The sequence below is a fragment of the Lysobacter sp. 22409 genome (assembly GCF_052045105.1).
Lineage (GTDB): Bacteria > Pseudomonadota > Gammaproteobacteria > Xanthomonadales > Xanthomonadaceae > Lysobacter > Lysobacter antibioticus_B.
The window spans coordinates 48,864-63,385 of sequence record NZ_JBQEOE010000022.1; the positions used below are offsets into that span (position 1 = coordinate 48,864).

Genomic DNA, 14,522 nt, shown 5'->3' on the forward strand with positions numbered 1-14,522 from the left:
CGCGGATGCAGGATGCGGCGCTGCTTTTACTTGGCTGGTCGCTATGCGCAATTTGGCTTTTCTGGGGATGCTGGTCCTGCTTGCGGTCGGCTGCACGTCATCCGACTCCGGTTCTTCCTCAGTGGCTCAAAGGCTTGCGAGCGGAGCGGCGATGTCCGCTCCGGCAATGCGTTCGGCGCCGACTCCATTCGCAGATCCGTTATCGGCGCGGCTTGCGTCGCGTCGCATCGCCGCCGCCGGATTCGCGCGCCTGCCCGATCGCGGCGACCTGGCCGCTTACCCGTCCAGGCAACCGGCCATCTCCGAAGGCGCCTATACCTGGCATCGCGTCGAACTGAGTGAACAACACGCGCTCGCCGCGACCGTCGGCGGTCATCTGCGCATCACCGCGCCCTCGGGCGAAAAACTCGACTTCCGTTACGAGCGCCATGTCGAACATCCGAGCGGCGACTGGACCTGGGTCGGGCGCATCGATCGCGGCGGCCTCGCGCAGGAGGCCATCATCACTTTCGGCGAACGCGCCGTGTTCGGCAGCATCGCCCAGCCCGGCAAGCCCGCGCTGAAGTTGACCTTGCGCGACGGCAAGTCCTGGTTGATCGAGACCGATCCGGCGAAGCTGGCGCTGCTCGAAAATTCGATCGGCCCCGATCATGCCGACGACTATCTGATACCGAGCGCGGCGGCGAACGCTTCGAGCGTCGCGCCGGCCAGCGCTTCGATCGGCGCCGCCGAGACCGCGGCCGACGGCCAGGTCCTGGTCGATGTCCTGGTCGGCTACAGCAACGGGTTCGCCAACGGTTTGGGCGGCGCGTCCCAGGCCGTCACCCGGCTCAACTATCTGGTCGAAGTCACCAATCAGGCCTACGTCAACAGCCAGATCACCGCGCGTATCCGCATGGTCCATGCCATGCAAGTCAACTATGCGGACAGTTCCGACAACGGCAGCGCACTGGAAAAATTGACCGGCACGCGCACGACGCCGGTCGATCCGGCCTTCAATGCGTTGCGTGCGGCGCGCGACCAATACGGCGCCGATCTGGTCTCGTTCGTGCGCAAGTACGACCGCACTGCGCAGGACGGTTGCGGCATCGCCTGGCTGCTCGGCGGCGGCCAGCAGCCGATCACCACCTCATCGGCGCCCAACGGCTATTCGGTCGTCAGCGACGGGCGCCAGAACGATGGCGGCACGACCTATTTCTGCCGCGACGAAACCTTCGCGCACGAGTTGGGCCACAACATGGGCGCGCAGCACGATCGCGCGACGGCCTCCTCGGGCGGCAGCCTGCAGTACGGCGCTTACGCATATTCGTTCGGCTACAAGGCCGGCGCCGGCAGCGGCAATTTCTACGACATCATGGCGTATGGCGATGCGGGCCAGACCTCCTATCGGGTCTTCTCGAATCCGCGCATCACCAGCTGCGGCGGTTTCGCGTGCGGCGTCGGCGGCCAGGCCGATACGGCGCAGACCCTCAATCAGACCATGCCGATCATCGCGACGTTCCGGGCGACCGCCGTGCCGCAGCGGGTGGTCCGCGGCGACGTCAACGGGGATGGCTGGGCCGACTTGCTGTGGCGCAATGCTTCCGCGCATCAGTTCGCGCATTGGCTGGCCGGTTCGTCCGATGCTTTGCAAGGCTTCGCGAGCGCGGCCGGCTTCGACATGGTCTCTACCTACGATGTCGGGGCCGTCGGCGACTTCAACGGCGACGGCCGCGGCGATGTGCTGTGGAAGAACGAGGCTGAGCGGTTCCTCGTACTCTGGCTCAGTTCGGGCGGTGGCTACACGCAACAAGTGGTCGGCGGGTTCGAGCCGGATATGACGCTGGTCGGAAGCGGCGACGTCAACGGCGATGGACGGCACGATCTGATTTGGCGCTCGCTCGCCGGCAGCCGCCTGCGGGTTTGGCTGATGCAGGCCAATCAGGTTGCGTCCAAATGGGACGCGCCCATGCCGTCGTGGTTCCAGATCCTGGGCGTCGGCGACTTCGATGGAGACGGCCGCTCCGATGTGGTCTATGCCGACGATGCGCAGACCAGCCTGTACTTCAGCAGGGGCAATTATTTCGCCGGTCAGAGCGTCGGCGCACGCCCCGCGGGTTGGAGCTATGTCGACAGCGCGGACATCAACGGCGACGGTCGCGACGATATGGTCTGGCTCAATCCAGGACAGAACGTGCTGAGCTATTGGGTCATGAACGGAGCGTCGATCGTCGCTAATCCCGCTGTGGCAGGGCGGGCTGGCGAAGCCTTCTTCGCCGCGCGCGACGTCAACGGAGATGGGCGCGCCGACCTGATCTGGAATGCGGCGGCGCAGCTCAAGGTCAATATCGATTTGACCGGGAGCAGTCAGCGCTACAGCAATGCTTATCCGGCCGGTTGGCAGATGCGGCGCTGAGCCCGCCCGCAAGCGCAACAGGGTTCTCGAAGGCCGCCGCAGGGCGGCCTTCGTATTTTGTTTATGTGCAACCTGGCACAGATTGAAGTCAATCCGTGACGCATGGCACCATTGGTGCACCCAGGGGGGCCGCACATGCGCAAATGGATATTGGTCGGGGCCGCTGCCCTGGCCTCGGCGTGCACGCAGACCGTGCCGCCAAGCTCGGACGCTGGCTTTTCCTATAGTGCTCGTGCGGATATGCCGATGGCGGTCGCGTCGCAGGCACAGCCGCCGATCCCCGTACCGCTGACGGCTGCCGCGGCCGAGCCGATCCGGATCGAGCCGGGGGCGAAGCCGCAGCGGCGCGGCGCCGCCACCTGGTGGCCGGTGCGCCTGGATTCGGCCCAATTGACGATCGCGGCCCGGCCGCAGGGCCGTCTGCGGCTGCGCACGCCCGACGGCGAGGTCCTGGCGTTCCGCTCCACCGGCGCGTGGACCGGCGATCTGTCCGGGGCGCGGATCTGGACCGGGCGCAGCGACGGTCGGCAGCCGGGGCGGGCGGTGGTGTCCTTCGACGGCAGCCGCATCTCCGGCAGTGTCGACCGTCCCGGCGGCACGACCCTGCACCTGGCGACCGAACGCGACGGCACCTGGCTGATCGAGCCCGACCCGCCGCGGGCCGCGGCAGCGGCCACCTCGGCGGCGCAGTCGCAGGTCGACTACCTGATGCCGCCGGCCGCGCTGCCGGCCGATCCCGGCGTTGGCTCCGAGCAGGACGAGCGCGCCGGTGCGGACATCGTGGTCGCCTACACCAAGGGCTTCCGGGCGCGTTTCGATCAGCCCGGCGGCGGTGGGGACTATGGTCTGGCCCTGCGCCTGGACACCTTGTTCGGCGGCATCAACGCGGCGCTGTCCATGGGCATTAACGCAAGGGTGCGCATCGTTCATGCGGTCCAGGTCGATTATCCCGACGACACCGACGACCTGCAGGCCCTGCGCGAGCTGACCGGTACCGACAGCGTGCCGGCGCACCCGGCCTTTGCCGAGGTGCGCCGCGCGCGCGACGCCTACGGCGGCGACATGGTCTACCTGGTGCGCAAGTACGACGGCCCGCAGGGCGGCCGTTGCGGCGCGTCCTGGATGATCGGCGGCGGGCTGACGCCGTACGCGCGTGCGTCCTCGGGGCTGGGCTATGCGGTGTTCGACTGGGACCTGGGCCGCTACTTCTGTACCGAATACAGCGCCGCGCACCAGTTCGGCCATGCCCTGGGGCTGCAGCACGATCGTGCCAGCGCCAGCCCGAACGGCACGTTGGAATACGGCGCTTTCCCGTACGCCTTCGGCTACGTTTCCGGGCCGGCGACCGATCCGAACGCGATCCGCACGGTCATGGCGTATCCGGTCGAAACGCCCCAGCATCGAAGCATGCTTTCGACGCCCGAGCGTAAATGCTACGGGCAGGTGTGCGGCGTGCAGGACCAGGCCGACAACCGCCGCGCGGCGCGGCAAACCTTTCCTGTGCTGAGCAGCTTCCGTCCCAAGCGCGTGCCGGGCGGCAGCGTGGTCGGCGATTTCGACATGAGCGGCGGCGCCGAACTGTACTGGCGCAATCTGGCCAGCCAGGAATTCGCCATCTGGCCGTACGCCGAACCCAGAGCCGGCCGCGGATTCTTCATGGTCGCGCCCTACGACGTGGCCGCCGTGGCCGACTTCACCGGCGACGGCCGCAGCGATGTGCTGTGGAAGAGCGATCCGGATCATTACCTGGTGCTGTGGGCGGCCCAGGGCGATGGGTACGAGCAGCGCGCGATCGGCGGCTTCGAGCCGGGCATGAGCTTCGTCGGCGTCGGCGACTTCGACGGCGACGAGCGTTACGACATCGCTTGGCGCAGCCATGCCACCGGCGAGCTCAAACTGTGGCTGATGCGCGGCGAGCAGATCGCATCCACGCGCAACGCGACGATGCCCGGCTGGTACGAGATCCTCGGCATCGGCGATTTCGCCGGCGACGGCCGCAGCGATATCGTTTATGCCGATTCGGCGAGCGTGAACCTGTACATGAACGACGGCGTCTCGTTCTCGGGCGCCAGAGTGGCCGGTCGGCCCGGGGGCTGGACGTATGCCGGCAGCGGCGATCTGGACTCCGACGGTCGCGACGACATGTCCTGGATCAATCCGGCGCTGGGCACGCTGAGCTATTGGCGCCTCGACGGAGCGCGCATCGTCGGCAATCCCAGCCTGCGCACCGAATCCTACGAACGTCTGGCCGGGATGCGCCACCTCTTCGGTCGCTCCGGGATGGAGTTGCTTTGGGACGATGCGGCCGAGGACGCGCCCTCGGGGCCGCGTTACCTGCGCATGCATTCGCCGGTCAACGACGACTCGCGCTACGCGAGTTATCCGCGCGGCTGGGAAATCAGATAAGCGCCGCGCCGACCGTCGCCGGTCGCGCCAACCGACACCTTGGGGGAAAGCAAATGAAACAGTGGATGTGGGCGTCCGTGGTCTTGCTGGCAGCGTGCCAGCCCCCGCAGGCTCAGCGCGCAGGGCAGGAGCGCGAAGGCGAGCGCGCAGGCAGGACCGCGGTAGCGACCGTGCCGGCCGCGTCGCGGGCCGTACCGGAAGGGCAGTTGTGGGCCTACGACCGCAGCGTTGCCCCGCGCCGGGTCGGGGCCATGCAGTGGCATGCGGTGACGCTGAGCCGACGCCATGCGCTGGCTGCCGCGCAGACCCAAGGACGGCTGAGCGTGCCGACGCCGGACGGGCGCAGCCTGCCGTTCCGCTTCGAGCATCAGCGCAGCGACGGCGATCATTGGAGCTGGATCGGGCACGCCGAAAGCGGTCCGGCGGATGCGCGCGCGCTGTTGGTGTTCGGCCCCTACGGCGCGACAGGCACCGTCGCGGAAGCGGACGGCTCGGCATGGCAACTGGCCACGTTCGAGGGGCGCACTTGGGTCGGGCGCGCGCAGGCCCTCGGCCCCGCAGCAACGCTCGCGGACGCGGTCAGCTTCGAAACCGACTATTTGATGCCGCCGGTCGACCGGCCGGCCGATACAGCGGCCGGCGGGCCCGCGGACCAACAGGCCATCGTCGATCTGGTGATCGGCTACACCCCGGGCTACGCGAGCGTGTTCGAGGACCGCGCCCGCGCGGAATCGGACCTGTACAACCTGCAGGCCACGATCAACAACGCCTTGTACGTCAGCACGATCAACGCCCGCGTGCGCATCGTGCACGCGATGCAGGTCGAGTATCCGGACAGCAACGCCAATTTCCAGGTCCTGCGCGAAATGACCGGCGCCGACGGCGTGGCCGTGGCGCCGGCGTTCTCGGCGCTGCGCCAGGCGCGCGACACTTACGGCGGCGACCTGGTTCTGCTGGTGCGCAACCAGGGCCTGCAGACCGATCGGGCCTGCGGCGCGTCGTGGCTGATCGGCGGCAACCTGAAAGGCATCGACGCTTCCGATGCCGGCCTGGGCTATCTGGTGTGGAACTACACCGGCGCGCAGTCGATGCCTTACTGCCACCCGTTCGCCGCACCGCACGTGATCGGGCACAGCTTCGGCCTGCAGCACGACCGCGCCAGCGCGAGCCCGCGCGGGGTGTTGGAATACGGTGCGACGCCGTACGCGTTCGGCTACGTCCATGGCAACCCGGGTTACGGCCAGACCCGCACCGCGATGGCGTATCCGTTCCAGGTCGATGCCAGCTATTCGTATACCTACTCGACCCCGGACATCACCTGTCACCCCGCCTCGCCCTGCGTGCTCGGGGTGGCGAACGAGGCCGACAACGTGCGTACCGCGCGCCAGACCATCCCGGTCGTCGCCAGTTTCCGTCCGCGCAAGGTGCTCGGCGGTGTGGTGAGCGGCGATTTCGACGCCGGCGGCACCGGCGATGTTTACTGGCGCAATCCCGGGACGCAGGAATTCGCCTACTGGCTCGATCCTATAGCGAGTCAACGCTCTGCCGGCTTCTACATGCAGGCCGAGTACGAGGTGGCGGGCATCGGCGACTTCACCGGCGACGGCCGCAGCGACGTGCTGTGGAAGAGCGATGCCTACAAGTACCTGGTGCTGTGGGTGGCCAAGGACAACGGCTACGAGCAGCGCGGCATCGGCGGCTTTGAGCCGGGCATGAGCTTCGTCGGCATCGGCGACTTCGACGGCGACGAGAAGCAGGACCTGATGTGGCGCAGCTACGGCGCCGAGTTGCTCAAGGTCTGGACCATGAACGGCGCGCAGATCCGTTCGCAGTTCGTCGCCGCGATGCCGCAGTGGTACCAGGTGCTGAGCATCGGCGACTACAACGGCGACGGGTACAGCGACGCGATCTATGCCGATTCGAACGAGGTCAATCTGTATCTCAACAACGGCGCTGGTTTTGCCGGCCAACGGATCTCCGCACGGCCGCAAGGCTGGACCTTCCTGGGCAGCGGCGATCTCAACAACGACAGGCGCGACGACCTGATCTGGCAGAACGGCGCCCGTACCGCGGTCAGCTACTGGACCATGGACGGCGCCCGCATTCTCGGCAACCCGTCGCTGACCACCTATCCGGATCGGCGCTTCATCGCCGCGCGCCACGTCGGTGGCAATCCGTCCGCCGAGCTGATCTGGCTGGAGCCGGCCTACAACGCCGAGTCGTCGCCGAATTTGAAGATCACCGTGGTTGACGCCCCGTACTTGCCGGGCGCGACCCATAGCTTGCCGTTCCCGTCCGGCTGGGAACCGCGCTGAGACAATTTGCCGCCGTACGGCGACCAGCGCAGCCGCAATCGAGCGACAACGAAATGGAGCAAGCAATGCGCAGCAAAATCCAATTGGGTGCCGCCCTGTTGCTCGGGCTTGCGACGGGCGCCTGCACCGCGCCCAACCCGCCCGTCGCGGCGGCTCGGCCGGCAGGCGCGTCGTTGGTCGCCGCGCCTGCCGCTACGGCCGCATCGGTGCCGCCACCGGCGTACGCCGATGCGCGAAGCCGCTTGGCCGGGCTGGCCGACCGCGGCGAACTGCTGTCGTACTCGCGCGCCACGCCGGCGCGACGCGAAAGCGGATTCGTCTGGCATCGGGTCGGCGGGATCAGCCAGGCGCATGCGCGTGCCGCGACGGCCGGCGGCCGCCTGCGCCTGACCACGCCTTCCGGGCAGCTTCTGGACTACGCGTACGAGGAACAGGTCCGGCACGACAACGGCGATTGGACCTGGGTCGGCCGCGCCGCCAACGGCAACGCCGGCGAGCGCGCGACCGTCACCTTCGGCGCCGACGCAGTGTTCGGCACCTTCGCCGTGCCCGGCCAGAGCGCCTTGCGCCTGATCACGCGCGACGGCGCCGCCTGGGCAGTGGAAGCCGACCCCGCCGCGGCCCAACCCGCTGCCGCCGCCGCGGCCGCGGCCGCGCCGGACTATCTGATCCCGCCGACGGTCGCTGCGGACAAGCTTCCCGATGCGCCGGCCGCGGCCAATACCGACCCGGCGATGCGCCTGGTCGATCTGGTGGTGGGCTACACAGAGCAGGGGCCGCGTTCGGTGGTCATGACCCACCTCAACGACATGATGAGCTTCGCCAATTCGATACTGCGCAGCAGCGGCGTCAAGGCGCGTCTGCGCATGGTCAATGCCACTTACGTCGATTACTACGTCAACGACGCCAACGATCAGATCACGTTGCGGAAACTGACCGGCAGCCCGACGGTCGCGCCGGATCCGGCCTTCGCCGGTCTGCGCGCTACGCGCGAGCAGTTCGGCGGCGACCTGGCGGTGCTGGTGCGCGACATGGTCGGCGTCGCTACCCCGGGCTGCGGCGCCTCCTGGTTGCTGGGCGCCAACCTCAAGGGCATCGAGGCCGGCGACGCGGCCTACGGCTACTCGGTGGTCAAGAACGCTTCGGGTTGCTCGGACATGTATTTCCTGCACCAGATCGCCCACAACCTCGGCGCTCAGCACGACCTGGCGACCGCCAGCGCCGGCGGCAGCGTCGAGTACGGCGCCTATCCGTATTCGTTCGACTATGTGGGCGCCACGTTCCACACCGCTCTGGCGGCCTCCAGCACGACCCGGCCGATGCAGACGCTGTCCAACCCGCGCCGGTCCTGCGCTTATGCCGGGGACGAGGGCCCGCCGCCGCCCTGCGGCACGGCCGAAGCGGACAACGTACTGACCCTGCAGCAGACGATTCCGATCGTGAGCCGGTTCCGGCGCAAGCTGACGCGCGGCGGTTTCGCCCGCTACGACACCGACGGCGACGGTAATCCGGAGCTGTTCTGGCGCAACAAGGGGCAGCAGCTGTTTGCCTACTGGAGCGGCATGAGCCCGCAACAGTCCTCGCAGGCGTTCGGCATGGTCTCCGCCTACCGGGTCGCCGGCATCGGCGACTTCACCGGCGACGGTCGCGCTGACGTGTTGTGGCGCAGCGACCTGGACCGGTTCCTGGTGTTGTGGGTGGCGGTCGGCGAGGGCTTCGAGCAGCGCATCGTCGGCGGCTACGAGCCCGGGATGCACATCGTCGGAGTCGGCGATTTCAACCGCGACGAGCGTTACGACTTGCTGTGGCGCAACTACACCACCGGGCAAATGAAGGTCTGGGCGATGCGCGAGGAGCGCATCGTCGAACAGGCCGTGGCGCCGATGCCGGGCTGGATGGAGATCCTGGGTATCGGCGATTTCAACGGCGACGGCTATAGCGACGTGGTCTACGCCGACGGCGCCAACGTCAACCTGTACGTCAACGATGCGATGCGCTTCACCGGTGCCGTGGTCGCCGGGCATCCGGGGTGGACCTACGTGGCGACGGGCGATTACAACGGCGACGGCCGCGACGATATGTACTGGGCCAATCCCGCCGGCGATACGTTGAGCCGCTGGGTCATGGACGGCCCGCGCATCACCGCCAACCCGAGCCAGACATTGCGCGCCGGGCATCAGTTGGCGGGCGTGGTGCGCGGCCCGGGCCATATCGCCGAAGCCGACGTGATCTGGGACGTGCCCAAGGGCGGGACCAGCGTCGGCGAGCGCAATGTCGGCAGGAATACCCTGATCAACGGCTTCGATTTCATTGTCTACCACCAGTACCCGGTCGGCTGGGAGTTGCATCCGATGCGTTGACCGGGCTCCGGTCGGCCATGCACGAACACGCATAGAAGCACGGTAGGGATGGCGATGAACAAGTGGCTGTGGATGGCGATCCTGGCGATGTCCGGCGCAGGCTGCGTCGTGGTCGACCGGGACCGCGAAGGATCGGATGCTGCCCGCACTCCGACCGTTCCGTCGCAGACGCATGCCGCCGGGAGCCGGCCGCACCTGCGTTTTGGCGTTGCGGCCGATCGCGGCGAACTGCTGGTCTATCCCGACAAGACCGTCGCGATGCGCGAGCACGGGTTGCTCTGGCATCGCATCGGCCTCAGCCAAGCGCATGCGCGCGCCGCGGTGGCCAGTGGCCGATTGCATTTGCGCACGCCCGGCGGGCGCGCGCTGAGCGTGCGTTACGAGCGCGACGCGACCGCCGCATCGGGCGATTGGACTTGGATCGGCCGCATCGACGGCGAGGCCGCGCGCGGGCGGGTCGTGCTGACCTTCGGCGTGTCGGCGGCTTACGGATCGATTTCGGTGCCGGGCGCCGCACCGTTGGAATTGACCACGCGCGACGGCGCGGCGTGGGTGGTCGAGGCGGATCCTGCGCAGGCCGCGAGCGTCGCGGCCGGCAAAGCCGCAGCGTCGTCCGACTTCCTGGTGCCGCCCGCCCCGACGCCCGGCGCGGTGCGGTCCGGAAACGGAGCGACGATGGCGGCCGCCAGCGCCTATTCGCCGCCGTCGGCCGTGATCGACCTGGTGGTGGGAATCACCGGTCCGAACCAGGATGCGATGCTGACCAAGCTCAATCAGATGGTCGCGGTCGGCAACGACATGCTGTTCCAGAGCCTGGTCAATGCCCGGTTGCGGGTCGTGCGCACCTTGCCGGTGAACTACGCTTCCGGGCTGTCCAGCCAGGCCGTGCTGGAACGCATGAGCGGCGCGAGCGGCGTCAGCGTCGATCCTGCGTTCGACGCACTTCGCGCCGCCCGCGAAGCGCACGGCGGCGACCTGGTGGTGCTGCTGCGCGACGCCGGGAGCTCGACCGCCGATTGCGGCGCGGGTTGGCTGATAGGCGCCGGCGGACGCGGCATCAGCGCCGGCGACTCGGGCTACGGCTATTCGGTGATCAACGCCGCCTGCGCCAACACCGCCTTGATGCATCAAGTCGCGCACAACCTCGGCGCCCAGCACGATCGCGAACACGCCGGCATCGACGGTTCGGCGGTGTCCGGCGCGTACTCGTATTCGTACGGCTACCGCTACATGAGCGGCCAGTACCCGTCCGGGAGCTTCCTGGCGTACGAAGCGGACCGCTATCTGTGGGGCGGTTCGGTGTTCTCGAATCCGCGTATAGCCGCGCCTTGCGGCTGGACTTATTGCGGGCAGGCGGGTTACGCCGACAACGCGCTGACCTTGAACCGGACCACGCCGGTGGCCGGCGCGTTCCGCAACGAGACCGTGCGCGCCCCGGCCGCGCGCGACGATTACGACGTCAACGGCTATGCCGACATGTTCTGGCACAACGCGGCCGAGGCGCAGTTTTCGTACTGGCGCGGCGGCGGGACCATGTACGCTTCCGGCGCGTTCTATTCGCCGTGGCGCAAGTATCGGCCGATCGGCTTGGGCGATTTCAACACCGATTCGCGTATCGACGTGCTGTGGCGCGATCCGGACAGCGGTTCGCTGACGGTATGGACCGCTCACGAAGACGGCTTCGTGGAGGGCTTCATCAACGAAGCCGCCAGCGGGCTCGCCTTCGTCGGCACCGGCGATTTCAACGGAGACGACAATGCCGATTTGCTGTGGCGCGACCTCGCCAAAGGCGAGATCGTGGTCTGGATCATGCGCGGGCTGTCGGTGTCCGAGCGCAGGACCGCGCCGATGCCGGCTTGGTTCGAAATCCTCGGCATCGGCGATTTCCATGGGCGCGGCCTCAGCGACATCGTCTATGCCAGCGCCAGCGACCTGAATCTCTACGTCAACCTCAACGGCAACGGTTTCGCCGGCACCCGCCTCGCTGCGCGTCCGGCCGGCTGGAAGTACGTCGCCACCGCGGACATGAACGACGATGGCCGCGAGGACATGTTCTGGATGTCGCCCAACGGCGACGTGCTGAGCTATTGGCTGATGAACGGGACTGCGATCCAGGCCAATCCTAGTCTGCCGGTCGTGCCGGGCCAGAGTTTCGTGACCGCACGCAATTACAGCCCCGCGCCGGGCGCCGAATTGATCTGGAACCGCCCGCCGCGTCAGGGCGAATCCTGGCCGTCGATGGGCTACGAGTACGTCGGGGGCGGCGGCCGCCGCTACACGGATTACAGGCCGTATCCGCCGGATTGGACGATCGTCGCCCTGTTCTGATTACGACTGCGGCGCTAAGGCGGAAGACCGACAGGCCGCCCGAGGGCGGTCTGCCGGTTGCGGCGATCGCTACGCGGAGCCGTTCAGAGGTTCTGGTAATTCGGCCCCGAACCGCCTTCCGGTGTGACCCAGTTGATGATCTCGTACGGGTCCTTGATGTCGCAGGTCTTGCAGTGCACGCAGTTCGCCGAGTTGATCTGCAGGCGCTTGGCGCCGGCTTCTTCGACGATCTCGTAGACGCCGGCCGGGCAGAAGCGCGTGCAGGGGTTGCCGTATTCCTCGGCGCACTGGGTGATGCAGATGTTGGTGTCGGCGACCTTGAGGTGCACCGGCTGGTCTTCGTCGTGCTCGGTGGCGGCGAAGTACACCGAGGCGAGGCGATCGCGCGGCGCCAGGCTGCGATCCACGTAATCGCGCTTGGGCTTCTCGGCCTCGCCGAGTTTCTGCAACGACGACCAGTCGGCCTTGTTCTTCAGGGTCCACGGCGAGAGTCCGCCGGTGACGGTTTCCCAGGCGGCGTTGAGCATGCCGAACCACAGGCCGCGCTTGAACGCGGGCTTGATGTTGCGGACCTTCTTGAGTTCGGCCATCGCATCGGAGGCGCGCAGCTTGGCGTCGAAGCCTTCGCTGCTCAGCGACTGCGCCAGGTGTTCGGCGGCGAGCATGCCGGAGCGGATCGCCTGGTGGGTGCCCTTGACCTTGGGCACGTTGAGCAGGCCGGCGGTGTCGCCGATCAGCAGCGCGCCGGGCATCTCGACCTTCGGCAGCGACTGGTAACCGCCGGTGACGATGGCGCGCGCGCCGGCCGATACCAGGTTGCCGCCTTCCAGCAGCGGTTTGACCATCGGGTGGTTCTTCCATTGCTGGAAGGCCTCCCACGGTTTGTAGTCGGGGTCGCGGTAATCCAGGCCGCTGACGTAGCCGAGCGCGATGCGGCCCTTGTCGAGGTGATACAGGAAACTGCCGCCGTAGGTGTGGCTGTCGGCCGGCCAGCCGAAGCTGTGCACGATCTTGCCCGGGCTGACCCGGTCTTCCGGCACCTGCCACAGTTCCTTGATGCCAATCGAATAACCCTGCGGGTCGCTGTCGGCGTCGAGCTTGAAGCGCTTGATCAGGCGCTTGGTCAGATGGCCGCGCGCGCCTTCGGCGAACACGGTGACCTTGGCGCGGATGTCGATGCCGGCGGTGAAGCCGGACTTGTGGCTGCCGTCCTTGGCGATGCCCATGTCGCCGATGCGCACGCCGGCGACGCGGCCGTCGGGGTCGTGCAGGGTCTCGGCGGCGGCGAAGCCGGGGTAGATCTCGACGCCGAGGGCTTCGGCCTGCGGCGCCAGCCAGGCGCACATCGCGCCGAGGCTGACGATGACGTTGCCCTGGTTGTGCATGCCCGGCGGCACCGGCAGCTTGCGCCCGCCGGTCTTGCTGAGCAGCCAGAACTCGTCGTCGGTGGCCGGCACGCAGATCGGCGGCGGGTTGTCGCGCCAGTTCGGCAGCAGCGCGTCCAGCGGTCCGGTCTCGATCACCGCGCCGGACAGGATGTGCGCACCGATGGTGCTGGATTTTTCGATCACGCAGACCGACAGCTCCGGATTGAGCTGCTTGAGCCGGATCGCGAACGACAGCCCGGCCGGGCCGGCGCCGACGGTGACGACGTCGTACTCCATGACGTCGCGTTCGATTTCGATGGCTGGCGTGTCGGACGGCTGGACCGTATCGATCGGCTGTTCGCTCATGCTGGCGGGACTCTGGCGTGCGATCCGCATATTGTCGCGGGTTTGCGGCGGCAGCGCCAAATGTGACCCCGTCGGCGCCGCGCTGCGCCGGCGTTTAAAACGCTTTGCGTACTGTTGCGCACGCGTTCCCGGACGTTCGCGGCGAGGGGCGTATGGAGGCCGGGCGATGGCCGCCGGGCGGGCGCAAGATCCGGATCGCGAGGCCCGCGCGACGCGTGCTAGCGTGCCGCCATGCCCTTGCAACGCCTGCCTCTGGAAGACGCCGAACTGGCTTTCGATCCGCACTGGCTGGAGCGCGCCGCCGCCGATGCCCTGTACGCCGCCCTGGTGGAAGACATCCGCTGGGAGGTACACCGCATCCGCCTGTTCGGGCGCGAGCACGATTCGCCGCGGCTCAGCAGTTGGATCGGCGACCCCGAGGCGCACTACCGCTACTCCGGCGCCGACTTCCGTCCGTATCCCTGGCCCGCTGCGCTGGCGCCGATCCGCGAGCGGCTGATGCGCGAGCTCGGGGTCGGCTTCAACAGCGTGCTCGCCAATCGCTACCGCAATGGCCGCGATGCGATGGGCTGGCACAGCGACGACGAGCGCGAGCTCGGGCCGAGGCCGGTGATTGCGTCCTTGAGCCTCGGGGCGACGCGCCGCTTCGCGTTCAAGCATCGGCGCCGTGCGGAATTGAAGGGCGCCTTGGAACTGGGGCACGGCAGTTTGTTGGTGATGTCGGGGTCGACCCAGGCGAATTTTCGCCATGCGCTGCCGCGCACGGCGCGGCCGGTGGGCGAGCGGATCAACCTGACGTTCCGGGTAATCGGGCCGCGGGTGTGACAGGGCATTGGTTCTGTGCGGGTGACGCAGTCGGTGCGTTGGCGCGATCGCGGCTCGCGCCGCTCCTACCCAAGAGCAAGAGTCAGTCGAGTCCAGCCGAAGCGCCTTGTAGGAGCTGCGCAAGCTGCGACCGCGAATCCGCAACTACGACGCGACTGAG

At 67.9% G+C, this 14,522-nt stretch carries 7 protein-coding genes; 6 read left to right on the plus strand and 1 reads right to left on the minus strand.

The window, feature by feature from the left end; all coding sequences use genetic code 11:
• The first annotated feature begins 151 nt into the window (after nucleotides 1–151).
• The 5 genes from ACTJJK_RS12835 to ACTJJK_RS12855 all read left to right on the plus strand — a co-directional run bounded on the left by ACTJJK_RS12835 (nucleotide 152) and on the right by ACTJJK_RS12855 (nucleotide 11,804).
• The gene (locus ACTJJK_RS12835) at nucleotides 152–2,395 is read left to right on the plus strand and encodes a reprolysin-like metallopeptidase (RefSeq protein ID WP_440730386.1); all 2,244 of its coding nucleotides are present in this window, start codon (nucleotides 152–154) and stop codon (nucleotides 2,393–2,395) included.
• 246 nt (nucleotides 2,396–2,641) lie between these two features.
• Nucleotides 2,642–4,801, plus strand: a complete 2,160-nt coding sequence (locus tag ACTJJK_RS12840; RefSeq protein ID WP_440730387.1) for an FG-GAP-like repeat-containing protein — start codon at nucleotides 2,642–2,644, stop codon at nucleotides 4,799–4,801.
• Between the two features lie 53 nt (nucleotides 4,802–4,854).
• On the plus strand, nucleotides 4,855–7,116 hold the full coding sequence (locus ACTJJK_RS12845; RefSeq protein WP_161786090.1) for a reprolysin-like metallopeptidase: 2,262 nt from the start codon (nucleotides 4,855–4,857) through the stop codon (nucleotides 7,114–7,116).
• Nucleotides 7,117–7,181: 65 nt separating this feature from the next.
• Entirely contained in the window at nucleotides 7,182–9,476 is a 2,295-nt protein-coding gene (locus tag ACTJJK_RS12850) for an FG-GAP-like repeat-containing protein (RefSeq protein ID WP_440730388.1), read from the plus strand.
• Between the two features lie 54 nt (nucleotides 9,477–9,530).
• Nucleotides 9,531–11,804, plus strand: a complete 2,274-nt coding sequence (locus ACTJJK_RS12855) for an FG-GAP-like repeat-containing protein (protein WP_440730389.1) — start codon at nucleotides 9,531–9,533, stop codon at nucleotides 11,802–11,804.
• Between the two features lie 83 nt (nucleotides 11,805–11,887).
• Here ACTJJK_RS12855 and ACTJJK_RS12860 read toward each other — a convergent pair whose 3' ends face one another.
• Nucleotides 11,888–13,537, minus strand: coding sequence for an electron transfer flavoprotein-ubiquinone oxidoreductase (locus tag ACTJJK_RS12860; protein WP_031371527.1), 1,650 nt, complete (start codon nucleotides 13,535–13,537; stop codon nucleotides 11,888–11,890).
• A gap of 231 nt (nucleotides 13,538–13,768) precedes the next feature.
• Here ACTJJK_RS12860 and ACTJJK_RS12865 point away from each other — a divergent pair, with 231 nt between their 5' ends.
• The gene (locus ACTJJK_RS12865; protein WP_031371528.1) at nucleotides 13,769–14,362 is read left to right on the plus strand and encodes an alpha-ketoglutarate-dependent dioxygenase AlkB family protein; all 594 of its coding nucleotides are present in this window, start codon (nucleotides 13,769–13,771) and stop codon (nucleotides 14,360–14,362) included.
• The last annotated feature ends 160 nt before the right edge of the window (nucleotides 14,363–14,522 follow it).